Origin of the sequence: Streptomyces muensis (assembly GCF_021474425.1) — a bacterium.
Taxonomy (GTDB): domain Bacteria; phylum Actinomycetota; class Actinomycetes; order Streptomycetales; family Streptomycetaceae; genus Streptomyces; species Streptomyces muensis.
Map to the genome: position 1 here is coordinate 1 of NZ_JAKEIP010000132.1, position 23,841 is coordinate 23,841.

Consider the following 23,841-nt stretch of genomic DNA (forward strand, 5'->3'; position numbering starts at 1 on the left):
GGGCGAGGTGGGGACGGCCGGGGAAGGGGATCGCGGGCGAGGACCTTGACAGTTGTTAACGTTAACATCACCGTAGTTCCGGGGTGGGCGGCCCGGCAAGGGTCGAGCGACGGTCCCATGGCCACCGACCCGCCGGGTCCGTAAGGACCCGGCCCTTCAGTCGAGACCTTCAGAGAGCCAGAGAGACGCGTATGCCGACTTTCCCGAACGACCCGGCCCAGCCCCTGACCTTCCCCGCCGACTTCGTCCTCGGCTCCGCGACCGCCTCGTACCAGATCGAGGGCGCCGCCACCGAGGACGGACGCGGCCCCTCTATCTGGGACACCTTCTCCCACACCCCCGGCAAGACCTGGAACGGCGACACCGGCGACGTCGCCGCCGACCACTACCACCGCCTCGAGGACGACCTCGATCTCATGGCGTCCCTGGGTCTGCGGGCGTACCGCTTCTCCATCGCCTGGCCGCGGGTCCAGCCGACCGGCCGGGGCCCGGCCAACCCCAAGGGGCTGGACTTCTACAGCCGTTTGGTCGACGGCCTGCTCGACCGCGGCATCGCACCGGTCGCGACCCTCTACCACTGGGACCTGCCCCAGGCCCTCGAAGACACCGGCGGCTGGACGAACCGAGCCACCACCGACGCCTTCGCCGACTACGCCCGCACTGTGGGCGAGGCCCTCGGCGACCGCGTCGCGATCTGGACGACCCTGAACGAACCGTGGTGCTCCGCCTACCTCGGCTACGGAGCGGGAGCGCACGCCCCCGGCCGGACCGACGGCGCGGCGGCGCTGACCGCGGTCCACCACCTCAACCTCGCGCACGGGCTCGCGGTGCAGCAGCTGAGGGCGGTCACGACCAACGACCCGCAGTACTCCGTCACCCTCAACTTCCACGTCCTGCGGGGCCGGGGCGACGGTGGGGAGGAGGCCGTGCGCCGCATCGACGCGCTCGCCAACCGCTCCTTCACCGACCCCATGCTGCGTGGCCACTACCCGGCGGACCTCATCGAGGACACCGCCGCGGTCACCGACTGGGCGTTCGTCCAGGACGGCGACCTCGCCCGGATCCACCAGCCCCTGGACCTGCTGGGCGTCAACTACTACGCCACCACCGCCGTCCGGCTCTGGGACGGTGCGACTGCGCGTCAGAACCACGACGGCCACAAGGACATGGGCGGCTCTCCCTGGCCCGGCTCGCCCCAGGTCGAGTTCGTCGAGCAGCCGGGGCCGCACACCGCGATGGGCTGGAACATCGACCCCGACGGCCTGGAGGAACTCCTCCTGGACCTGCACGCCCAATTCCCGGACCAGCCCCTGGTCGTCACCGAGAACGGAGCGGCCTTCGACGACCGCGTCACCGTCCGCGCCGACGGGACGTACGCCGTCCGCGACCCCGAGCGGGTCGACTACCTGCGCCGCCATCTGACCGCCGCCCACCGTGCCCTGAGCTCCGGCGTCGATCTGCGCGGGTACTTCGTGTGGTCGCTGATGGACAACTTCGAGTGGGGCTACGGATATTCGAAGCGGTTCGGCATCGTCCACGTCGACTACGAGACCCAGCGCCGTACGTTGAAGGACAGCGCGCTGTGGTACCGGGACCTTGCGGTGACGGGCACCATCCCGCCGTTGCCGGCGCTGCACGTGGCCGATTCCAGCTCCCGCATCCAGGTCGGCTGACGTGACACCGCCGACGCAATCGATGACCTGTCAACTACGTCTACACTGCCTCCATGGGAGAGCAAGAGGACGTGCGATGGCTGACGGCGGAGGAGCAGCGCGCATGGCGAGGCTTCGTCCGATTGCATGAACGGCTCGGCGGGCGTCTGGGCCGCTTGCTCCAGTCTGAGTCGAACGTGTCCCCTGCGGACTTCGCGGTGCTGGTCAATCTGACGGACACCCCGGACGGGCGGCAGCGGTACCAGGATCTGGCGCGGGCGCTGGAGTGGGAGAAGAGCCGGATGTCCCACCACATCGCCCGGATGGCCGGGCGGGGCATGGTGGTACGGGAGGAGTGCCCGGAGGACGGGCGTGGCGCGTTCGTGGTGATCACGGATGCCGGGCGGGCCGCCATCGAGGCGGCCGCCCCGCGTCATGTCGAGGCGGTGCGCGAACTCTTCATCGATCACGTCACGCCGGCCGAACTGCGGGTCCTGGCCGAGGTCTCCGAACGCGTCATCGGCAAGCTGGACGAGACCCAGTCCTGACCGGACGGTGGAGCGGCTGCTGCGGTGCGAGCTGTGGTCGGCGGCCCCGGCACCGCGTGGAATAGCGGGGTGAGTGGACACGTTGCAGGGACATAGTTGATGTATCAACCGAGGAAGAGTGAGGGCGATGCAGTTCGGCATCTTCACCGTCGGTGACGTGGCCACCGACCCGCACACGGGTCGTACGCCGACCGAGTACGAGCGGATCAAGGCGATGGTGGCCCTCGCTCAGAAGGCCGAGGAGGTCGGGCTGGACGTGTTCGCGACCGGGGAGCACCACAACCCGCCGTTCGTGCCGTCGTCGCCGACGACCATGCTCGGCTACGTCGCCGCGCGGACGGAGCGGCTGGTGCTGTCGACCTCCACCACACTGATCACCACCAACGACCCGGTGAAGATCGCCGAGGACTACGCGATGCTCCAGCACCTGGCCGACGGCCGGGTGGATCTGATGATGGGGCGCGGCAACACCGGCCCCGTCTACCCCTGGTTCGGCAAGGACATCCGAGAGGGCATCAACCTCGCCGTCGAGAACTACGCCCTGCTGCGTCGGCTGTGGCGCGAGGACGTCGTGAACTGGGAGGGGAAGTTCCGTACGCCCCTGCAGGGGTTCACGTCCACACCGCGCCCCCTGGACGGCGTACCGCCGTTCGTCTGGCACGGCTCCATCCGTTCGCCGGAGATCGCCGAGCAGGCGGCCTACTACGGCGACGGGTTCTTCCACAACAACATCTTCTGGCCGAAGGAACACACGAAGTCGCTGATCGACCTGTATCGGCAGCGGTACGCGCACTACGGGCACGGCACGCCCGAGCAGGCCGTCGTCGGACTCGGTGGCCATGTCTACATGCGCCACAACTCCCGGGACGCGATCCGGGAGTTCCGCCCGGTCTTCGACCACTCGCCGGTGATGGGCGGCGGGATGTCCCTGGAGGAGTACATGGAGCAGACCCCGCTGACGGTCGGCACCCCCGAGCAGGTCATCGAGAAGACGCTCACCTTCCGCGAGCACTTCGGCGACTACCAGCGTCAGCTGTTCATGGTGGACGGCGGCGGAATCCCGCTGAACACCGCGCTGGAGCAGATCGAGTTGCTCGGCGAGGAGGTCGTCCCGGTGCTGCGCGAGGAGTTCGCGAAGAACCGGCCGGCCGACGTCCCGGACGCACCCACCCACACCTCCCTGCTCGCCGCCCGTGAAGCGGAGCGCGCACGGACGACCGGACCGGTGGCGTGACACACCACGAGAGGAGCCGAAGGACGATGACCGAGAACCTCAACGCGTACGCGGCGACCGACGGGGTGGCGCCCGACCGCTGGGCCAGCGCGCTGCACCTGTTCGACAACGGAGCCGGGGTGCCGCGCGAGGAGAGCACCCTCGAGCGCTGGGAGCGGGCCCGGCTGCTGTTCGACGCGCGGGACTACTTCGGTGCGGCGAAGCTGCTCGCGGTCGTGGTCGAGGAGGCGCCGGAGCAGACGGGACCCCGGCTGCTGCTGGCCCGTGCCTACTACCACTCCGCCCAGCTCGGGCGCGCGGAGGAACAGCTGCGCGAGATCGTCGAGCGCGATCCGGTGGAGCACTACGCCCATCTGATGCTGGGCCGCACCCTGCAACGCCAGGGACGTCAGGACGAGGCGGAGCCCTGGCTGCGTATGGCCGGCGCGTTCGCGGGTGAGTTCCCCGACGACGTGTGAGCGGCGCCCTCCGTCGCGCCGACCCGCCCCGGCCTCATCCCTGTGCGAAGTCTTGACGTGTCCCCTTCGGCTGCGTAGATATGACACCGCAGTCATGACAGCGCAGTCATACAGGCGGAGCACGGGCACGAGGAGACGTCGATGTCACGAGTGGGAGGTCAGGGCGGGCAGGGCGGGACGCCCGTCGCGCCGCGTGCCGTGGACGTGGCCCGGCTGGCCGGTGTCTCGCAGAAGACGGTCTCCCGGGTCTTCAACGGTGAGCGGTACGTCTCCGAGGACGTGCGCCGGCGTGTGCTCGAAGCCGCCGAGGAGCTCGGCTACCGGATGAACAGCGCGGCACGGGCGCTGGCCTCGGGGCGGACCCGCACCATCGGCGTGGTCGCGCTGGGGACCGCCCTGTACGGTCCGGCCTCGCTGCTCATCGGCATCGAACGGGCCGCCCGGGACGCCGGCTACGCGCTGCGGGTGGTCAACACCCTGGAGGGCGACCCGGGAGGCGTCGCCGGGGCCGTGGAGTCGCTGCTCGAACAGGGCGTGGACGGTGTCGTCGTATCCGAGCCCATCGACGAGGGGGCGGTCTCCCTCGACGTCGAAGTGCCGGTGCTCGTCCTCGGCGCACCCGCGGTGTTCGCCGGTCCCCGGGCCGTGGTCGCGGGCGTCGGCGCCGAGTCGCTGGCGCGGGCGGCCACCGAGCATCTCCTGGAACTCGGCCATATGACGGTGCATCACATCGCCGGACCACAGCGGTGGTTCGCCGCCCGGGACCGCCTCGCGGGCTGGCGGGCGGCGCTGTCGGCGCACGGCAGGGAGCAGCCGCCCGTCGTCGAGGGCGACTGGTCGGCCGCCTCCGGCCACGCGGCGGGCCGTGCGCTCGCCGCCGCGGCGGACGACGTCACCGCGGTGTTCGCCGCCAACGACGACATGGCCATCGGTCTGATCCGCGCCCTGACGGAAGCCGGTCTGCGTGTGCCCGACGACGTCAGTGTCGTCGGCTTCGACGACATCCCCGTCTCCGCCTACGTCACCCCACCGTTGACCACCGTGCGCCAGCCGTTCGACGCCGTGGCGCGCGACGGGCTGCGACTCCTGGTGCGGGCCATCGAGAAACCGGACGCGGAGCCGGAGCCGGCGACCGATCCGCCGGTCGAACTGGTCGTCCGCGCCTCGACCGCGCCCCCGGCCGGGAGCAGGCCGCACGCCGGCGACTGAACAGCACCCCCACCCGTAGTGATCCCCGCGCGCGAGGAGAGGCAATGCACAGAAGAAGGCTGAGCAGGGCGCTGGGCACCGTCGTCGCGGCATCCGCGATGGTGGCGATCCCCATGAGCAGCGCACAGGCCTACAACCCGACGGGCGGGACGCTGTACCAGCTCGGGAACGAACCCTGCCTGAAAGGGCGGGGCAACTGCGCGGTCTACCCGAAGTCGGCTCAGCTGCCGAGCGGGCGGCTGGTCGCCTCGTTCGAGAAGTCCACGGTCGTCGCCGAGACGGGCAGTGCGGACCGGCAGACCCTCCCGGTGTACAAGAGCGACGACCACGGCACGACATGGCAGCCGCTGACCGAGGTCAAGGCACCGGCGTACCTGTCCGGCGACCCGCGGTACGCGAAGTACACGAGCAACTGGACCAACCCGTACCTCTACGTCCTGCCGCAGGACGTCGGGAACCTGAAGCAGGGCACCCTGCTCCTCGCGAGCGTCGTGTCCGGCGACGACCACTACTACAAGGAGCACAAGGCCGCCGACCCCGACTGGACACCGACCAACGACGGCGACCGCGCGGACCTGGCGATAGCGCTGTACTCCAGCACCGACGACGGCGCGACCTGGAAGGTCGTCAACATCGTCGCCACCGGCGGCTGGCAGGGCGGCAGCGCGGGCGCGACCGGGCAGAACATCGCCGCCGCGAACACGAACAAGCAGGTGGACCCGCTCTGGGAGCCGTACCTGATGGTCCACAAGGGCCGTCTCGTCTGCTACTACTCCGACGAGAACGACTACATCGGCTTCGACCCGACCACCGGCGTCCCCATCCTCGACCCCGCCAACGACACCGCCACCGACTCCAAGGGCCAGATACTCGTCCACAAGACGTGGGACGGCCGCGGCGCGGCGTGGAGCGCCCCCGTCGTCGACGTCGCCGGACTCACCCAGGACATGGGCGGCGGGAAGACGGAGATCGGAGGCGGGCGGCCGGGCATGACGAACGTCGTCCGCACCACGGACGGCAAGTGGCTGCTGACCTTCGAGTACTGGGGCGGCGGAGCCAACACCAGGTACCTGCTCGCCGACGACCCCCTGAGGTTCTACCGGGGCTCCGCCACCGGCACGGGCGTCACCGCACTGCCGCTCGACGCGGGTTCCCGCGCCCTGGCGACCGGCGGCAGCCCGGTCCTCATCAGGCTCCCCGGCGGGCGACTGGTCTACAACGCCGCCGGCAGCGGCAACGTCTGGGTCAACGAGAGCGGCCGCGGCGACGGCACCTGGAAGGAGTACCAGACGACCTCGCAGGCCGGGTACAGCCGCAACCTCCAGTACGTCGAGGGCACCGGACGTGTCTCCATCCTCAACAACCAGGGCACCTCCACACTCCGCTTCGCCGAGGTCGACCTCGGCCACTCGGCCGGTGCGTACCACCAACTGGTGAACCGCAGGACGGACCAGGTGATCGGCACCGGCAACAAGACCAACGACGCCAACATCGGCAACGCGGACGTTCCCGACGTACGCCTGGAGGCGCCCGGTTCGGTGGCGAACGGCGACACCCAGTACTGGCACGTGGTGACCGAACCGAACGGCGGAGTGACCCTTCTCAACAAGGCGGGCGGCCGCGCGGCGGCCATCTGGACCGGCAACGCCACGGCCGGACAGCGGATCGGCCAGTGGGTCGACAACAGCGCCACGGGCAGCTGGAACCTGATCAGGACCGCCGACGGCTTCTACAGGCTGCAGTCGATCAAGAACACCAGCCTGTACCTGACCGGAGCGACCGCCGACGGCCCGCTGACCCTGGAGAACGCGGTCAGCGACGGCTCACAGGACTGGGAGCTCGTCCAGTAGCTCGTCCAGTGGTCGTCCGGGAGAGAGACAGGGCGGGAAGGGCCCTATCCACTTCTCGCGGATCCTGATTGCGCGGTGCGCGGCCGTCATCCGCTTCCCCGCGCCGTTCCGGGTCCTTCCCGTCCCCTCCAGCACACCATGCGCACGGCCGATGCGCCAGGGCCGCCCGGCCCTCACCGGGCACGGACCGTGCGGCGCCGACGCGTCCGGAGCGGACCGGGCGGGGAACCGGAGGTGACAAGGCGGGTCTGGCGGGTACCCATGAGCGGATCCCGCCGGGCGCGGGCGAGCCGTCGAGCGGAGGTGAGAAGGCCGTGCGGTTCGCGTTCCCAGCTGCCGACCTGCACCGACATCCCCTGGATGCCGTACCCCCGGAGCCCTGCCCCACGCGGTGCCCGAGCGCCGTCCCGCCACGGCGAGCGTGATCATGCGTCCGCCCGACACGCCGAACGCTCCCGGTACGCCCAATACGCCGGACGCGCCCGGCACGCCCGACCGGTCCGAGGACGCGCTCGCCCCCGTGCTGCGGGACGTGCGCGCCGTCGTCTTCGACACCGACGGCGTGATCACCGACTCCGCCAAGGTGCACGCCGCCGCCTGGAAGGTGGCCTTCGACGCCTTCCTGCGCGCCCACCCGCCCGAGGACCCCGACCTGCGCCGCCCCTTCGACCCGCGGGACGACTATCTGCGCCACGTGGACGGCAGGTCCCGCCTCGACGGAGCCGCGGCCTTCCTCGCCGCCCGGGGCATCGAGGCCTCGCCCGAGACGGTGCGGTCCGTCGCGGAGGACAAGGAGCGCCTCTTCACCCAGCGGCTGCGCGAGCACGGCGTCGACGCCTACCCGGGGACCGTACGGCTGGTGAAGGCCCTGCGCGCGGCAGGAGTGCCCCGCGCGGCGGCGTCCGCGTCCCGGCACGCCGGTGAGCTGCTGAGCCGGGCCGGGGTACTCGACCTGTTCGACACCCTCGTGGACGGCGCGGAGTCGGCCCGGCTGGGCCTCGCGGGCAAACCGGAGCCGGATCTGTTCCTGGAGGCGGCCCGCCGGCTCGGTGTCCCCGCCGGCCGCGCCGCCGTCGTCGAGGACGCCCTGGCAGGTGTGGAGGCGGGGCGGCGCGGCGGATTCGCCCTGGTGGTCGGCGTGGACCGGGACGCCGGCCCGGACACCGGGGCGCGGCTGCTGCGGCACGGCGCCGACCTCGTCGTACACGACCTCGGAGAACTCTGCGCGGGAGGAGCACCGACGTGACGGACCGGAGCCTGGAGGCCGAAGGCACGGGCTGGAGCTGGGAGTACGAGGGCTACACGCCCGCCGACGAACGCCTCCGGGAGTCGCTGTGCACGCTCGGCAACGGCTACTTCGCCACCCGGGGCGCGCTGCCCGAGTGCGCCGCCGACGACATCCACTACCCGGGGACCTATGTGGCCGGCATCTACAACCGGCTCACTTCCGAGGTGGCCGGACGCCGTGTGGAGAACGAGGACATGGTCAACGTCCCGAACTGGCTGCCCCTGCGGTTCCGTCTCCCCGGCGGGGAGTGGATCACGCCCGACACGACGACCGTGCTCGACCACCGGCAGATGCTGCACCTGGCCGCGGGCCTCATGGAGCGCCGGACGCGCTACGACCTGGGCGACGACCGCGTACTGATCCTGCGTCAGCATCGGATGGCACACATGGCCGATCCTCATCTCGCGGCCCTGCGCACCGAGTTCACCGCCGAGGGATACTCCGGCCCGCTGGAGGTGGAGGCGGCCCTGGACGGTGGTGTCACCAACTCCGGCGTGGCGCGCTACCGGGAGCTCGACGGACGCCATCTGACCCACGTCCACACCGGCACCGCCACCCCGGACACGGTCTGGCTGCGCTGCCGCACCCGTACCTCCGACATCCGCATCGGCATCGCCTCCCGGCTGACCGCCGACGCGACCGTCACGGCCCGCCACGAACGGCCGTACGCCATCCAGAAGCTGACGATCGACCTGGCCCCCGGCCGGACCGTCACCGTCGACAAGACCGTGGCCCTGCACACCTCCCGCGACCCGGCCATCAGCGACCCGCTGCACGCCGCCGTCGACCGGGTGGGCCGGGCCCCCGGCTTCGACGCGCTCGTCGCGTCGCACCTCACGGCGTGGGACCAGCTCTGGCGCCGCGCCGCACTCGACGTGCCCGGAGAGTCGGGACGCATCCTGCGGCTGCACCTCTTCCACGTCCTGCAGACCCTCTCCCCGCACACCGCCGACCTGGACGTCGGCGTGCCGGCCCGGGGACTGCACGGCGAGGCCTACCGCGGCCATGTCTTCTGGGACGAGCTGTTCGTCCTGCCGTACCTCAACCTGCACTTCCCGGAGGTCTCCCGCGCCCTGCTCCGCCACCGCCACCGACGCCTGGAACAGGCCTGCACCGCGGCCCGTGCGGTGGGCCGCCGGGGCGCGATGTACCCCTGGCAGAGCGGCAGCGACGGACGCGAGGAGACCCAGCAGCTCCATCTCAACCCGCGCTCGGGACGCTGGCTGCCCGACCACTCCCGGCTCCAGCACCATGTCGGCTCGGCCATCGCCTACAACGTGTGGCAGTACTGCGAGGCCAGCGGCGACATGGAGTTCCTGCACACCAAGGGCGCCGAGATGCTGTTGCAGATCGCCCGCTTCTGGGCCGACAAGGCGGTCCACGACCCGAGCCTGGGCCGGTACCGCATCAAGGGCGTGGTGGGGCCGGACGAGTACCACGAGGCGTACCCGGACGCCGATTCCCCCGGCCTGGACGACAACGCGTACACCAACGTCACCGCGGCCTGGGTGCTCGCCCGCACCCTGGAGCTGCTCGACACCCTGCCCGAGCCCCGCCGCCGCGAACTCACCGAGCGCACCGGCCTCGACGCCGGCGAACTCGAACTGTGGGAGGACGTCTCGCGCACCCTCCACGTCCCCTTCCACGACGACGTCATCAGCCAGTTCGCGGGCTACGGCGACCTCGCCGAGCTCGACTGGCACGGCTACCGCGAGAGCTACGGCGACATCCGGCGGCTGGACCGGATCCTGGAGGCCGAGGGCGACACCGTCAACCGCTACAAGGCGTCCAAACAGGCCGACGTCCTGATGCTCGGCTACCTCTTCGCCCCGGCCGAACTCGGGGGCCTGTTCCACCGGTTGGGCGTGCGGCTGGACGAGGACACCTGGCGGCGCACCGTCGAGTACTACATGCACCGCACCAGCCACGGCTCCACCCTCAGCGGCCTGGTCCACGGCTGGGTACTGGCCCGCTGCCGGCGCAGCGAGGCGTGGAAGTTCTGCCAGGAGGCCCTCCAGGGCGACATCGCCGACGTCCAGGGCGGCACCACCGGCGAAGGCATCCACCTGGGCGCCATGGCCGGCACCCTCGACCTCGTGCAGCGCGGCCTGACCGGCCTGGAGACCCGGGGCGGCGCCCTGTGGCTGGACCCCGTACCCCTGCCCGAGCTGTCCTCCTACGGCTTCCCCCTGCGCTACCAGGGCCACTGGGGCGTACGGCTGCGCCTGGAGCGCGGCCTGCTGGAGATCGAGGTCCCCTCCTCCGACGCCTTGCCCATCGACGTACGCCTCCCGGGCCGCGGCGTGTCCCTGGAACCTGGCCAGACAGGCCGCCTGGTCCTCCACGACTGACGACCCGGCCGGTGCGGAATGCCTCCGGCGGGGAGAGGCTGGGAGGTGCGACGGCCGCCGATCCGGGCGGCCCGGGCCGTCGTGGCGAGAGCCTGACGGTCCCGGCATGAGACGGCGCACGGGCCGGCGGCCGCCGCCAGGAAGGCCGCAGGCCACGCCTGGAGCCCGCCCGGGAAGGGACGGGTGGCATCCGGGGTCCGTGCCGGATGGGCTGGGTGGCGTCCGAGAGCCTGCCGGGATGGGCTGGGTGGCGTCCGAGAGCCCGCCGGGATGGGCTGGGTGGCATCCGGGGGCCTGCCCGGGATGGGCCGGGTGGTCTCTGCGGGTCCGCCCGGAGGGTGTACGGCGTTCGTGGGCGTCGCCAGGAAAGGGGAGTGTGATGAATGGCCCGATAGTCGTCGGGGTGGACGGTTCGGCGTCGAGTCTGGACGGTGTGGAGGTCGCCGCGCGTGAGGCCGGGCTGCACGGTGTGGGGCTGCGGCTGGTGCATGCCTTCGGGTGGCCGGCCGCGCACATTCCGCATGGTGGCCGGCCCTGGGAGCCCAGCGGGGCCGGGATGCGCGAGCTGATCGACGGGACGCTCGCCAAGGCCGAACGGCGCGCCCATGAGACGGCGCCGGGCGTCGAGGTCATGCGCGAGATCGTCGTCGGCGAACCGGTGACGGTGCTGGAGATCGAGTCGCGCACCGCGTCCCTGGTCGTGGTCGGCAGCCGGGGCCTGAGCCGCTTCGGTGCCCTGCTGCTCGGCTCCACCGCGGGTCATCTGGCCGCGCATGCCGCCTGCCCGGTGCTGGTGGTACGCGGCAGGCCGAACCCGGCCGGGCCCGTCCTCCTGGCCGTCGACGGCTCGCCCGCGGCTCGGGGAGCCGTCGAGTTCGCCTTCTCCCGGGCCGCCCTGCACGGCACGGACCTGGTGGCGCTGCACGTCTGGAGCACCCGGACCGAGCGCGCCTACGACAGCCCCGCCGACCCGCCCTTCGTCACATACGACGAGGAGCGGCTGCACGACGAGGAGGAACGCGTGCTCGCCGAGGCGCTGGGCGGACTGCGCGACCGGTATCCGGATGTCGCCGTGGACCGCAGGCTGGTGCGCGGCCGGATCCGGCACACCCTGATCGAGGCCAGCGCCGACGCCGGACTGGTCGTGGTCGGGGCGCGCGGGCGGGGCGGCTTCGCCGGGATGCTGCTGGGCTCGGTCAGCCAGGCCCTGCTCCACCACGCGCACTGCCCGGTCGCCGTCGTGCGGTCCGGGCAGGAGTGAACGGGCCGAGCGGAAGGCGAGCCCGGCTCAGAGGTTCGCCGCGTGGTCCGGGACGTACTTGCGCAGCTCGCGCGGCGGCCGCTCGTAGCCGGTCGACTCCGGCCGTTCGGGCAGGTCCAGCACGGGCGGGAGGACGTCCTGGTACGGCACCGAGTCCAGCAGATGGGCGATCATGTTCACCCGGGCCCGGCGCTTGTCGTCGCTCTCGACGACGTACCAGGGCGCCTCGGCGATGTCGGTGTGCACCATCATCTCGTCCTTGGCCCGGGAGTACACCTCCCAGCGGGTGATCGACTCCAGGTCCATGGGGGAGAGCTTCCAGCGGCGCAGGGGGTCCTCCAGACGGCGCCGGAAGCGGTCCTGCTGCTCCTCGTCGCTCACCGAGAACCAGTACTTGCGCAGCAGGATCCCGTCCTCCACCAGCATCCGCTCGAACAGCGGGCACTGCCGCAGGAAGCGCTGGTACTCCTCCTGGGTGCAGAACCCCATGACGTGCTCGACACCGGCCCGGTTGTACCAGCTGCGGTCGAACAGCACGATCTCCCCGGCGGCCGGCAGATGCTGGATGTACCGCTGGAAGTACCACTGGCCGCGCTCACGTTCGGTCGGCGTCGGCAGCGCCGCGATCCGCGCGATCCGCGGATTGAGATGTTCGCCGACCCGTTTGATCGTGCCGCCCTTGCCCGCCGCGTCCCGCCCCTCGAAGATCACGACCAGCCGGGCGCCCTCCGTCCGCACCCACTCCTGGAGCTTCGCCAACTCCGTCTGCAGGCGCAGCAGTTCCTTCTCGTACGTCTTGCGTGGCAGCTTCGCTGCCTTGTCGCCGGCCATGCGGCCTCCCACAGCCGAGCTCGAACACCAGAACAGCACCGTACTGACCGCCGACCGGCCGCGCACCCCGTACGCACCCTCGCATCCCCCGGGCCGCCCCGACGGCCGGTGCGGCGCACGGGTGAATGCCGGGCACCGCAGGACTGACACCCGTGCCGCCCGGGTACCCAGCGGCCCATGGCGGTGGAGAGCAGGACCGACCCGGCGCGTGCGACCCCCGCCCGGGCGCGCGGGCGACTCGGCCGGGCGTTGCTCCGGTGGGCGACGACGACCGACCACAAGGTGATCGGCAACCTCTATCTGACGACCAGCTTCGCCTTCTTCCTCCTCGGCGGTGTCCTCGCCCTGCTGATGCGCGCCGAACTCGCCCGCCCCGGACTGCAGTTGTTCAGCAACGACCAGTACAACCAGCTGTTCACCGTGCACGGCACGGTCATGATGCTGCTGTTCGCGACCCCGCTGTTCGCCGGGTTCGCCAACGCGATCATGCCGCTGCAGATCGGCTCACCGGACGTGGCCTTCCCACGGCTGAACGCCCTGTCGTACTGGCTCTACCTGTTCGGCGGCCTGATGGTCGTCGGCGGCTTCGTCGTGCCCGGGGGAGCGGCGAGCTTCGGCTGGTTCGCCTACGCACCGCTCAACAGCGCCGTCCGCAGCCCCGGCTCCGGCGGTGACCTGTGGACCATGGGCCTGGTGGTGACCGGTGTGTCCACCACGCTCGGCGCGGTCAACTTCATCACCACGATCCTGTGCCTGCGCGCCCCCGGCATGACGATGTTCCGGATGCCGATCTTCACCTGGAACGTGCTGTTCACATCGATCCTGGTCCTGCCCGCGTTCCCCGTGCTCACCGCCGCCCTGTTCGCCCTGGAGGCGGACCGCAGGTTCGGGGCGCACATCTACGACGCGGCGAGCGGCGGGGCACTGCTGTGGCAGCACCTGTTCTGGTTCTTCGGCCACCCCGAGGTCTACATCGTCGCGCTGCCGTTCTTCGGCATCGTCTCCGAGATCATCCCGGTCTTCAGCCGCAAACCGATCTTCGGCTACGTCAGTCTCATCGGGGCCACCATCGCCATCACCATGTTGTCCGCGGTGGTGTGGGCCCACCACATGTTCGCCACCGGTGCGGTGTTGCTGCCGTTCTTCTCCCTGATGTCGTTCCTCATCGCGGTGCCGACCGGGGTGAAGTTCTTCAACTGGATCGGCACGATGATCAAGGGCTCCCTGTCGTTCGAGACACCCATGCTGTGGGCGTGCGGCTTCCTGGTGACGTTCCTGCTGGGCGGCATGAGCGGCGTCCTCATCGCCTCCCCGCCGCTGGACTTCCACCTCACCGACTCGTACTTCATCGTCGCCCATCTGCACTACGTGCTGTTCGGCACGGTCGTCTTCGCGATGTTCGGCGGCTTCTACTTCTGGTGGCCGAAGCTCACCGGCAGGATGCTCGACGAACGCCTCGGCCGGATCCACTTCTGGACCCTCTTCGTCGGCTTCCAGACCACCTTCCTCGTCCAGCACTGGCTCGGCGAACAGGGCATGCCCCGCCGCTACGCCGACTACCTGGCCACGGACGGCTTCACGCTGCTGAACACCATCAGCTCCATCGGCGCGTTCCTGCTGGGCCTGTCCACCCTGCCGTTCCTCTACAACGTCTGGCGCACCACCCACCAGGGCACACCGGCCACCCGCAACGACCCCTGGGGATACGGCCGCTCCCTGGAGTGGGCCACCACCTGCCCGCCCCCGCGCCACAACTTCACGGCCCTGCCCCGGATCCGCTCCGAGTCCCCCGCGTTCGACCTGCACCATCCCGAGCTCGCCCGCCTCGACCAAAGGCACGTCCAGTGAAGACCGAGTCCCGGCTGTTCATGGGCGTGGCGGGGTTCTTCCTCGTCACCGCCGTCGGCTACGGCTGGCGTTCCGAGGAGCCGGCCGGCACCGCCGTCCTGGTCGTCGCGTTCCTGATGGCCGCCCTCGTCGCGTTCTTCCTGCACATGCAGTACCGCAGGCGAGGCCCGAGGGCACAGGACCGCGCCGACGCCGAGGTCGTCGACACCGCCGGCCCACTCGCCTTCTTCCCGCCGCACAGCCCCTGGCCGATCACGACCGCCGTCGGCTCCGTCCTGGCCGCGCTCGGCGTGGTCTACGGCCTGTGGCTGTTCCTGCTGGGGCTCGGCGTGCTGGGGCACGGCGTCTTCGGCATGGTCTTCCAGTACGCCGACCGGGACGGTCAGCGGGACGGTCGGCGTCCCAACTCGTCCCCCGAGGACGCCGGTTCCTCGACGCCCTCGGCGTCTCCGACCTCCTCCACGCCGAAGCCATAGCTCCGCAGCACATACCGCCGCTCCTCGTCGAGCGGCTCATGGCTCTCCACATAGCCGCCCTCGATGGTCTGCCGCACCTCACCGGTCTCCTCGCCCTCCACCAGCCGCTCCTGGTCCCGTTCCCGCAGGGCCGCACACACCCGTCGGGTCACCATGAACGCCAGGGGTGGCAGCAGCACGAAGGCGATGCGGAACACCCAGGTCAGCGCGTTCACCGAGAGGGCGAAGGTGTCGGCGAGGACGTCGTTGCCGCCGGCCGCCAGCAGGACGCCGTAACAGCTGAGCGCCGCGACACCGAGGCCGGTCCGCACGGGCCGGTCGCGCGGCCGGTCGCACAGATGGTGCTCCGCCGAGTCGCCGGTCGCCCAGCGCTCGGCGAACGGATACGCGTACAGCACCGCGAACAGCAGCCCCGGCAGGACGACCGCCGGCAGCAGCACGTTCCACATCACCGTGTGCCCGGCGACCGAGGTCTCCCAGGGCGGCACCAGACGCAGCGAGCCCTCCAGGAAGCCGACGTACCAGTCCGGTTGCGAACCGGTCGAGACGACGTCCGCGCGGTAGGGCCCGTACGCCCAGATCGGGTTGATCTGAGCGACCCCCGACAACCACGTCAGGACACCGAAGACCATGAAGGTCAGACCGCCGGACGACGCCGTGAAGTGCGGAACCATGGGCTTGCCCACCGCGTTGCGGTTCGTACGGCCCCGGCCCGCCCACTGGGTGTGCTTCAGATAGAAGACCAGGATCAGGTGCACGGAGATCAGCGCGAGCAGCAGTCCGGGGAGCAGCAGGATGTGCAGCGCGTACAGCCGTGGGATCAGGTCCTGGCCCGGGAACTCGCCGCCGAACGCGAAGAAGCTCACATACGTCCCGACCAGCGGGATCGACAGCATGATGCCCTGCGCGATCCGCAGGCCGGTGCCCGACAGCAGGTCGTCCGGCAGCGAGTAGCCGGCGAAGCCCTCGGCCAGCGCCAGCAGGAACAGGGTCACGCCGATCAGCCAGTTGACCTCGCGGGGCCGGCGGAACGCGCCGGTGAAGAAGATCCGCAGCAGATGCAGCCCGATCGCGGCGAGGAAGACCAGCGCCGCCCAGTGGTGCAGTTGCCGGATCAGCAGACCGCCGCGTACGTCGAAGCTGATGTCCAGGGTGGACTCGTACGCCTCCGACATGCGTACGCCGTTCAGCGGCCGGTACGAGCCGTGGTACACGACCTCCGTCATCGACGGGTGGAAGAAGAGGGTCAGCCAGATCCCGGTCAGCAGCAGGACGATGAAGCTGTAGAGGGCGATCTCGCCCAGCAGGAACGACCAGTGGTCGGGGAACGCCTTGCGCAGGAGGCCGCCGCTCTCGTACAGCGGAAGCCGCTCGTCGATGTGGTCCGCGGCGCGTTCGGTCGCACGGCGGGCCCGCGCGGCCGCGCGGGCCCTGCTCCTCCTCCACAGCACGGATCACGAGTGCCCTCGCGTCCGCGACCCGAAACGGACCGTTACGAACGATCACCCTTCGGCTTCCCGCGCTGGTCGGGGGTGCCGTGCGGCGGCGGGCTGAACGGCGGCGACGAAGTCGCGGGCGACACCGCCGAACCGGTGTGGCGGCCGCCGCTCTCGGGGCGCAGGGCGCCCGGGTCGCCGGATGTCGGCTCGGCGCCGGCGTGGAGCTGATCCAGACGGGTGGCCAGCAGCTCGGTCACCGGGAGCCGGTCGGCGTGCGACCGCTCGTACGCCAGCAGATCCTCGACGTCCTCCGAGGTCAGCGACCGCACGCGGCTCTCCAGCCCGCCGATCGGCAGATGGTCGTAGTCGGGCAGAGGCAGGTTGTCACGGGCGTGGTCGGCCATGGTTCTCACTTCCTCGGTACGACGGGTACGACGGGTACGACGGGTGCGACGCGCAAGGACGCCTCGGCAGGCCGTCGGTGTCACGTTCCGCCTGTGCCGCCGCTGCCGAACGATCCGCTGCCGCCCTCGGTCCAGCGGGGCCGTTCCTTCGACGGGCTGGGCCGGGACGGGATGTTGCCGTGGGCGGGCAGGTCGTGCGGAGTGATCCGGTGCTCGCTCCTGGGCACCTCCGCCGGCTCCCTGTTCTCGCGGACCTCGTGGACCGGGCCCTCGGCGGGCAGCCTGGGCTGTTCGTCGGGGCGCGGCGGACGCGACTCCCGGCGCCTGACGCGGACGCCCAGGACGAAGGCGCCGATCAGCAGCGCGACCACGACCACACCGGCGACCAGCAGTCCGACGGCGAGCGCGCCGTTCGCCGCTGCGATGTCCATCCAAGTGGTGTCCATGGCTCGCGAGTACCCCTCGACCACTCATGAACACCGGGTTTGGTGCCCCCGGCTCCGGCTACCCGCCCTGTGTGACATCGACGACATCCCAGCAAGAGCTCGTCCGGTTCCTGGAGGACCGCTTCGCCTGTGCGCAGGCCTGCACCGAGTGCGCCCGTGCCTGTGCCCTGCGCGCGAGTTTCGTGGATCCGGACGGGACGACGGAACAGGAACTGGTGCGGCGCAAGGGCATCCTGTGCGCCGAGGTGTGCGACGCGACCTGCCGTGTGCTGTCGGAACAGGGCCCCATGGACGAGGACGCCGAGAGCGCCGTCCGGATGCAGCTGGAGTGGACCCGCACGGTCTGCCTGGAGTGCGCCCATGTCTTCGACAAGCACCCGGACGCCGAGGACGCCGCGCAGGCCTGCCGTGACTGCGCACGGGCCTGCAGCGACTTCATGGCCACGCTGGGCTGAGAGCTCGCACCCGATCGCGCGAGCGCTCGGATCGGATCGTGGCGGTACCGGCCCGCTCCTCGCCATTCCCAATTTCTGGAACACGTTCTACGGTGTGCGCCGTCAGGACCGGTCCGGGGAGCCTGGAGGCGCCGTGCATCTCGAATACACGCCCGAGCAGCAGCGGCTGCGCAGCGAACTGCGCGACTACTTCGCCGAGTTGGTGCCGGACCTCGCCGGGACCCGGTTCACCGACCCGACCGCCCAGAAGCGCCACTACCGCACCGTCATCCGCCGGCTCGGCGCGGACGGCTGGCTCGGCGTGGGCTGGCCCAAGGAGTACGGCGGCCGCGGACTGACCGCGATCGAGCAGTTCATCTTCTTCGACGAGGCCGCCCAGGCGGGCGTACCGCTGCCCCTGATGGCGCTGAACACCGTCGGCCCGACGATCATGCAGTACGGCACGGACGAGCAGAAGGCGTACTTCCTGCCCAGGATCCTCTCCGGCGAGATCGACTTCGCGATCGGCTACAGCGAGCCCGACGCCGGCACGGACCTGGCCTCGCTCAGGACGCGCGCGGTGCGCGACGGCGACGAGTACGTCGTCAACGGGCAGAAGATCTGGACGACCAACGGCGACACCGCCGACTGGGTCTGGCTGGCCACCCGCACCGACCCCGAGGCCCCGCCGCACAAGGGCATCACCATGCTCCTCGTCCCGACCACCGACCCCGGCTACTCCTGCACCCTGATCAACACCCTCGCCTCGCACGACACCACGGCCAGCTACTACGAGAACATCCGCGTCCCCGTCTCCCGCCGCGTCGGCGCCGAGAACCAGGGCTGGCGGCTGATCACCAACCAGCTCAACCACGAGCGCGTCACCCTCGCCGCCCACGGCACCATGGCCATCCGCGCCCTGCACGACGTCCAGCGCTGGGCCATGGAGACCAAGCTCGCCGACGGCCGCCGGGTGATCGACCTGCCCTGGGTGCGCCGCCGCCTCGCCCAGACCCACACCAGGCTCGACGCCCTCAAGCTCCTGAACTGGAAGATGGTCAGCGCCGTCCAGGACGGCACCCTCACCCCGCAGGACGCCTCCGCCGTGAAGGTCTACGGCTCCGAGGCCCGCCGCGACGCCTACGCCTGGCTGATGGAGATCGTCGCCGCACCCGGGGCGCTGAAGGAGGGCTCGGCGGGCGCGGTGCTGCACGGCGAGCTGGAGCGCGGCTACCGCTCGGCCGTCATCTTCACCTTCGGCGGCGGCAACAACGAGATCCAGCGGGAGATCATCTCGTGGATCGGTCTGGGGATGCCGAGGGTACGGCGTTAGCCTGCGGGCATGGGCGATCCCGGGCTGTTCACCCCGAACTCCGTGACCTGGCAGATGCACGGCGACCCCATGATGTGGGTCGCCGGAATCCGAGCGCTCTACTTCCAGGCCCTCCATCCACGTGCCGTACGCGGCGTCATGCAGAACAGCGACTTCCGGCACGACGCCTGGGGCCGCCTCCTGCGCACCGCCGACTTCGTCGGGACGATCTCGTACGGCACCACCGAGGCCGCCGAGAAGGCCGGCGCGCGCGTGCGGAAGATCCACAGCATGCTGGGCGCCACCGACCCGGACACCGGCGAGCGGTACGGCGTCGACGAACCCGAACTTCTGCTGTGGGTGCACTGCGCCGAGATCGACTCGTATCTGCAGGTCGCCCGGCGCTCCGGCGTCCCTCTCACCGACGCGCAGGCCGACCGCTACATCGGCGAACAACGGGTCAGCGCCCGGCTGGTGGGCCTGGATCCCGACGCCGTACCGGCGAACCAGGACGAGATGGCGGCGTACTTCGAGAAGGTGCGCCCCGAGCTCGCATGCGGACCCGAGGCACGCGCGGTGGACGACTTCCTGCTCCGCCCACCGACGCACCCCCTGCTCGTCCCGGCGCGCGAGGTGCTCTGGCGGCGCGTGGCGCACCTGGCGTACGCCGCACTGCCGCCGTACGCCCACGAGCTGTACGGCAGACCGGCCCCGAAACCCGCCACCGTCACCCGCCAGTTGCGTGCCACAGGCACCCTGCTGCGCTGTGTTCCCGCACGTCTGCGCTGGCAACTCCCGCCCAAACACATCCTGCGCGCCATGGCCAGGCTCGGCCCCGGCTCTCGCCCGGCACCGTACAAACTCGGACGATAGCTCGCCATACTGGACGAGCCGGGAGGGTGGGGCGGACCACAACGGGGGGCGAGCACGGGAGATGGGGGACACCAGGCTGATCCAGGGCCGATACCGGCTGCTCGATCTGATCGGGCGCGGCGGTATGGGCGAGGTGTGGCGTGCGCGCGACGAGTCGCTGGGCCGGCAGGTCGCCGTGAAGTGCCTCAAGCCGCTGGGGCCGCAGCACGACCATTCCTTCACGCGCGTCCTGCGGGAGAGGTTTCGGCGCGAGGCCCGGGTGGCCGCGGCGCTCCAGCACCGCGGCGTGACCGTCGTGCACGACTTCGGCGAGTCCGACGGCGTGCTGTTCCTGGTCATGGAACTGCTCCAGGGCCGCAACCTCAGCCAGCTCCTGGAGGACAACAAGCACCATCCGCTGCCCGTCCCGGACGTCGTCGAGATCGCCGACCAGGTCGCCGCCGCCCTCGCCTACACCCACCAGCAGGGCATCGTGCACCGCGACCTGAAACCGGCGAACATCATGCGGCTCGCCGACGGCACGGTGAAGATCTGCGACTTCGGCATAGCGCGCCTCGCCCACGACATCGGCTTCACCTCCCGGCTGACCGGCACCGGCATCGCGATGGGCACCCCGCACTACATGTCGCCGGAGCAGATCGGCGGCGACGAGGTGGACCAGCGCAGCGACCTGTACTCGCTGGGCTGCGTGCTGTACGAGATCGCCACCGGGGTACCGCCGTTCGACCTCGACGACCCCTGGGCCATCCTCGTCGGCCACCGCGACACCCCGCCCCGGCCGCCGCGCAGCCACCGCGCCGAACTGCCCGAGTACTTCGAGAAGGTCATCCTCGACCTGCTCGCCAAACGCCCCGAGGAACGCCCGCACGACGGACGCGAGCTGGGCCGCCGGATCAGCCTGGGCCGTACGACACCGGCGTACGTGCCGACCGTCGTGACCCCGCAGCCGGACCTCAGGCCCCCGGCGCCCGTGGCCGCCCGAACGCCCCGGCTGCCGTCCTGGACCCGTGGCATGACCACCGGCCACAAGGCCACCGGCGCCGGACTGCGCACCACACCGCCGGACGCCGCGGCCGGCCTCACCGGTGAGTGGATCCCCCGCCCGGCCGCCGGCCGCCCCGACGACACCGCGGCCCCCGACGGACCGCCCGCCCCGTCAGCGGCCACCCTCACCGCGCTGGCCGGACGGCACAACGCCGGGCTGAGCCTGGGCCGGCTCGGCCGCTGGACCGAGGCGGGCGAGGTGCACCGCGCGGTCGCCGCCGAACGAGAACACCTCCTCGGCCCCGACCACCCGGACACCCTCGCCAGCCGCTACGAACTCGCCTTCACCCTCAGCCGCACCGGCCGCGCCGCCGACGCCCTGCGCGAGTACAAGCACGTCGCCCGCGCCCGCAGCCTCTCCCTCGGCCCCGACCACCCCGACACGCTCGCCGCCCGGCAGGAAATGGCGTACGTCCTCGGCCAGTTGGGCCGCCACTTCGACGCGCACCAGGTCTACATGTCCGTCCTGGCCGCGCGGGAGCGCGCGATGGGCGCCGACCACCCCGACACCCTGCGCTGCCGCCACAACCTCGCCTTCAACCTCAGCAGACTGGGCCGCCTGGAGGACTCGTACCGCATGGCCGACGAGGTCGCCGCCGCCCGCGCCCGCGTCCTCGGCCCGCATCACCCCGACACCTTGGTCACCCGTTACGAAGTCGCCTACGCCCTGGGCCAGTTGGGCCGCTGGGCCGAGGCCCTCCAGACCTACCGGGAGGTCGCCGACGCGCGCGCCCAGGCGCTCGGCCCCGACCACCCCGACACGCTCGCCGCCCGCTACGAGGTCGGCATCAGCCTCGGCCGGCTCGGCCGCAGCGCGGAGGCGCTCCAGCTCTACCGCGACCTGATCGACGACCGCGCCCGCGTGCATGGCCCCGCCCACCCCGAGACCCTCCGCGCCCGCCACGGCCTCGGCGTCAACCTCGGCCGCCTCGGCCGCTGGGAGGAGGCCCTCGCCGAGTCCCGTGACGTGTGCGCGATCCGCGAGCGCGTGCTGGGGCCCGACCACCCCGACACCCTGGTCAGCCGGCGCGAGGTCGCCGTGAGCCTCGGCTGGCTCGGCCGCTGGCCGGACGCGCTCACCGAGTACCGCTCGGTCGCCGCCGCCCGCGAGCGCGTCCTCGGCGCCGACCACCCCGACACCCTCGCCAGCCGCAACGACGAGGCCCACTGCCTCCAGCAGCTCGGACGGGAGGCGGAAGCGGTCGAGCTGTACCGGAGAGTGGCGGTGCTGCGGCAGCAGCGGGCGGCCGACGGACCCTGACTCCAGACGCTCGCAGTCTGCATGACTCCGGACACCCGCACGTCTGGCCGACCTAGATCATCACGTGTTACGAAGAACCATGCCTGCACACGAGTCGAGCCCCGCGAGCCGTACGTACGACGCCGTCATCGTCGGCGGAGGCCACAACGGCCTGGTCGCCGCCGCCTACCTCGCGCGGGCCGGGCGGTCCGTGCTGGTGCTGGAGCGGCTGGACCACACGGGCGGCGCCGCCGTGTCCACGCGCCCGTTCGCCGGCGTCGACGCCCGGCTCTCCCGCTACTCGTACCTGGTCAGCCTGCTGCCGAAGAAGATCGTCCGGGACCTCGGCCTGGAGTTCCGCGTCCGCACACGCGACGTCTCCTCCTACACCCCCGTGGAACGGGACGGACACCCGACCGGACTACTCGTGGGCGGCGGGGAGCGGCGCACCCGGGAGGCCTTCGAACGACTGACCGGCGGCGAACGCGAGTACGCGGCCTGGCAGCGCTTCTACGCCATGACCGGCGAGGTCGCCCAACGGGTGTTCCCGACGCTCACCGAACCACTGCCGAGCCGAGAGGAACTGCGCCGCCGGGTGGACGACGAGGACGCCTGGCGGACTCTCTTCGAGGAGCCGATCGGGGTGGCGATCGAGGACCGGTTCAGGGACGACCTGGTGCGGGGCGTGGTCCTCACCGACGCCCTGATCGGCACGTTCGCCGACGCGCACGACACCTCGCTCAAGCAGAACCGCTGCTTCCTCTACCACGTGATCGGCGGCGGCACCGGCGCCTGGGACGTCCCCGTCGGCGGCATGGGCGCCCTCACCGACGCCCTGGCCACGGCGGCGCGGCAGGCGGGCGCTGACATCGTCACCGGGCACGAGGCGGTACGGATCGACACGGACGGCCGTACGGCCGAGGTCACCTACCGCACGGCCGACGGCGAGGGCGTCGCCACCGCGCGGCACGTCCTGGTCAACGCCTCCCCGCGGGAACTGGCCGACCTCACCGGCGACACACCCCCGACCCCCGCCGAGGGTGCCCAGCTCAAGGTGAACATGCTGCTCAAGCGCCTGCCCCGGCTGCGCGACAGCTCCGTCGACCCTCGCGAGGCGTTCGCCGGCACCTTCCACATCGCCGAGGGCTACGACCAACTGGCCGCCGCCCACGCCCAGGCCGCCGCCGGGGAGCTCCCCGCCGTGCCGCCGTCCGAGATCTACTGCCACTCGCTGACCGACCCCACGATCCTCGGCCCCGACCTCGTCGCCCAGGGCTTTCAGACCCTCACCCTGTTCGGCCTGCACACCCCGGCCAGGCTCTTCGAGCGCGACAACGACGCCGTACGCGACGAGCTGCTGAAGTCGACGCTGGCCCAGCTGGACGCCCACCTCGCCGAGCCGATCGCCGACTGCCTGGCCACCGACGCCGAAGGGCGCCCCTGCATCGAGGCGAAGACCCCGCTGGACCTGGACCGCGACCTGCGCCTGCCCGGCGGCAACATCTTCCACCGCGAACTGGCCTGGCCGTACGCCCAGGAGGGCACCGGCCGCTGGGGCGTGGAGACCTCCCACGCCAACGTGCTGCTGTGCGGGGCGGGCGCGGTGCGCGGGGGGGGTGCCGGCGAGGGCGGGGTCGTGGACG

Annotated in this window: 20 protein-coding genes; 16 read left to right on the forward strand and 4 right to left on the reverse strand. The window is 71.3% G+C overall.

Annotated elements, in window-relative coordinates; all coding sequences use genetic code 11:
* The first annotated feature begins 191 nt into the window (after window positions 1-191).
* From L0P92_RS26895 to L0P92_RS26935, 9 genes are all read left to right on the forward strand, one after another.
* Complete coding sequence (locus tag L0P92_RS26895) at window positions 192-1,673, forward strand: GH1 family beta-glucosidase (protein ID WP_234765596.1); 1,482 nt, start codon at window positions 192-194, stop codon at window positions 1,671-1,673.
* 53 nt (window positions 1,674-1,726) lie between these two features.
* Entirely contained in the window at window positions 1,727-2,200 is a 474-nt protein-coding gene (locus L0P92_RS26900) for a MarR family winged helix-turn-helix transcriptional regulator (RefSeq protein ID WP_234765597.1), read from the forward strand.
* A gap of 127 nt (window positions 2,201-2,327) precedes the next feature.
* Window positions 2,328-3,434, forward strand: coding sequence for an LLM class flavin-dependent oxidoreductase (locus L0P92_RS26905; protein ID WP_234765598.1), 1,107 nt, complete (start codon window positions 2,328-2,330; stop codon window positions 3,432-3,434).
* A gap of 26 nt (window positions 3,435-3,460) precedes the next feature.
* The gene (locus L0P92_RS26910) at window positions 3,461-3,892 is read left to right on the forward strand and encodes a tetratricopeptide repeat protein (RefSeq protein WP_234765599.1); all 432 of its coding nucleotides are present in this window, start codon (window positions 3,461-3,463) and stop codon (window positions 3,890-3,892) included.
* Between the two features lie 141 nt (window positions 3,893-4,033).
* Entirely contained in the window at window positions 4,034-5,101 is a 1,068-nt protein-coding gene (locus L0P92_RS26915) for a LacI family DNA-binding transcriptional regulator (RefSeq protein WP_234765600.1), read from the forward strand.
* Window positions 5,102-5,145: 44 nt separating this feature from the next.
* Window positions 5,146-6,951, forward strand: a complete 1,806-nt coding sequence (locus tag L0P92_RS26920) for an RICIN domain-containing protein (RefSeq protein WP_234765601.1) — start codon at window positions 5,146-5,148, stop codon at window positions 6,949-6,951.
* A 427-nt stretch (window positions 6,952-7,378) separates the two neighbouring features.
* Window positions 7,379-8,197 (forward strand): HAD family hydrolase, encoded by an 819-nt coding sequence (locus tag L0P92_RS26925; RefSeq protein WP_234765602.1) that lies wholly within the window; start codon window positions 7,379-7,381, stop codon window positions 8,195-8,197.
* Window positions 8,194-10,590, forward strand: a complete 2,397-nt coding sequence (locus L0P92_RS26930) for a glycoside hydrolase family 65 protein (RefSeq protein ID WP_234765603.1) — start codon at window positions 8,194-8,196, stop codon at window positions 10,588-10,590. Before L0P92_RS26925 ends, L0P92_RS26930 begins: the two co-directional genes overlap by 4 nt.
* 379 nt (window positions 10,591-10,969) lie before the next feature.
* Window positions 10,970-11,851 (forward strand): universal stress protein, encoded by an 882-nt coding sequence (locus tag L0P92_RS26935; RefSeq protein WP_234765604.1) that lies wholly within the window; start codon window positions 10,970-10,972, stop codon window positions 11,849-11,851.
* A gap of 27 nt (window positions 11,852-11,878) precedes the next feature.
* On the opposite strand, the gene ppk2 is transcribed toward L0P92_RS26935, so the two are convergent.
* Window positions 11,879-12,682, reverse strand: a complete 804-nt coding sequence (gene ppk2, locus L0P92_RS26940) for a polyphosphate kinase 2 (protein ID WP_234765605.1) — start codon at window positions 12,680-12,682, stop codon at window positions 11,879-11,881.
* Between the two features lie 177 nt (window positions 12,683-12,859).
* Here ppk2 and ctaD point away from each other — a divergent pair, with 177 nt between their 5' ends.
* Both ctaD and ctaF read left to right on the forward strand, forming a co-directional pair.
* Window positions 12,860-14,530 (forward strand): aa3-type cytochrome oxidase subunit I, encoded by a 1,671-nt coding sequence (gene ctaD, locus L0P92_RS26945; protein WP_234765606.1) that lies wholly within the window; start codon window positions 12,860-12,862, stop codon window positions 14,528-14,530.
* Window positions 14,527-15,006 carry an aa3-type cytochrome oxidase subunit IV gene (gene ctaF, locus L0P92_RS26950; protein WP_234765607.1) on the forward strand — a complete coding sequence of 160 codons (480 nt, stop codon included), beginning with the start codon at window positions 14,527-14,529 and terminating at the stop codon, window positions 15,004-15,006. Before ctaD ends, ctaF begins: the two co-directional genes overlap by 4 nt.
* Here ctaF and qcrB read toward each other — a convergent pair.
* The 3 genes from qcrB to L0P92_RS26965 all read right to left on the reverse strand — a co-directional run bounded on the left by qcrB (window position 14,913) and on the right by L0P92_RS26965 (window position 17,295).
* Window positions 14,913-16,457 carry a cytochrome bc1 complex cytochrome b subunit gene (gene qcrB, locus L0P92_RS26955; RefSeq protein ID WP_234765608.1) on the reverse strand — a complete coding sequence of 515 codons (1,545 nt, stop codon included), beginning with the start codon at window positions 16,455-16,457 and terminating at the stop codon, window positions 14,913-14,915. The two genes, ctaF and qcrB, sit on opposite strands and share 94 nt — an antisense overlap.
* A gap of 41 nt (window positions 16,458-16,498) precedes the next feature.
* Complete coding sequence (locus tag L0P92_RS26960; RefSeq protein ID WP_234765609.1) at window positions 16,499-16,849, reverse strand: DUF8129 domain-containing protein; 351 nt, start codon at window positions 16,847-16,849, stop codon at window positions 16,499-16,501.
* An 80-nt stretch (window positions 16,850-16,929) separates the two neighbouring features.
* Window positions 16,930-17,295 (reverse strand): DUF6479 family protein, encoded by a 366-nt coding sequence (locus L0P92_RS26965; RefSeq protein WP_234765610.1) that lies wholly within the window; start codon window positions 17,293-17,295, stop codon window positions 16,930-16,932.
* A gap of 71 nt (window positions 17,296-17,366) precedes the next feature.
* Between L0P92_RS26965 and L0P92_RS26970 the strand changes: the two genes are divergently transcribed.
* The 5 genes from L0P92_RS26970 to L0P92_RS26990 all read left to right on the forward strand — a co-directional run.
* On the forward strand, window positions 17,367-17,750 hold the full coding sequence (locus L0P92_RS26970; protein WP_234765611.1) for a four-helix bundle copper-binding protein: 384 nt from the start codon (window positions 17,367-17,369) through the stop codon (window positions 17,748-17,750).
* Window positions 17,751-17,883: 133 nt separating this feature from the next.
* The gene (locus L0P92_RS26975) at window positions 17,884-19,062 is read left to right on the forward strand and encodes an acyl-CoA dehydrogenase family protein (RefSeq protein ID WP_234765612.1); all 1,179 of its coding nucleotides are present in this window, start codon (window positions 17,884-17,886) and stop codon (window positions 19,060-19,062) included.
* Window positions 19,063-19,071: 9 nt separating this feature from the next.
* The gene (locus tag L0P92_RS26980) at window positions 19,072-19,914 is read left to right on the forward strand and encodes an oxygenase MpaB family protein (protein WP_234765613.1); all 843 of its coding nucleotides are present in this window, start codon (window positions 19,072-19,074) and stop codon (window positions 19,912-19,914) included.
* A 61-nt stretch (window positions 19,915-19,975) separates the two neighbouring features.
* Entirely contained in the window at window positions 19,976-22,219 is a 2,244-nt protein-coding gene (locus tag L0P92_RS26985) for a serine/threonine-protein kinase (RefSeq protein WP_234765614.1), read from the forward strand.
* A gap of 79 nt (window positions 22,220-22,298) precedes the next feature.
* Window positions 22,299-23,841, forward strand: a 1,543-nt coding sequence (locus L0P92_RS26990; RefSeq protein ID WP_234765615.1) for a phytoene desaturase family protein, incomplete at its 3' end; no start/stop codon positions are given.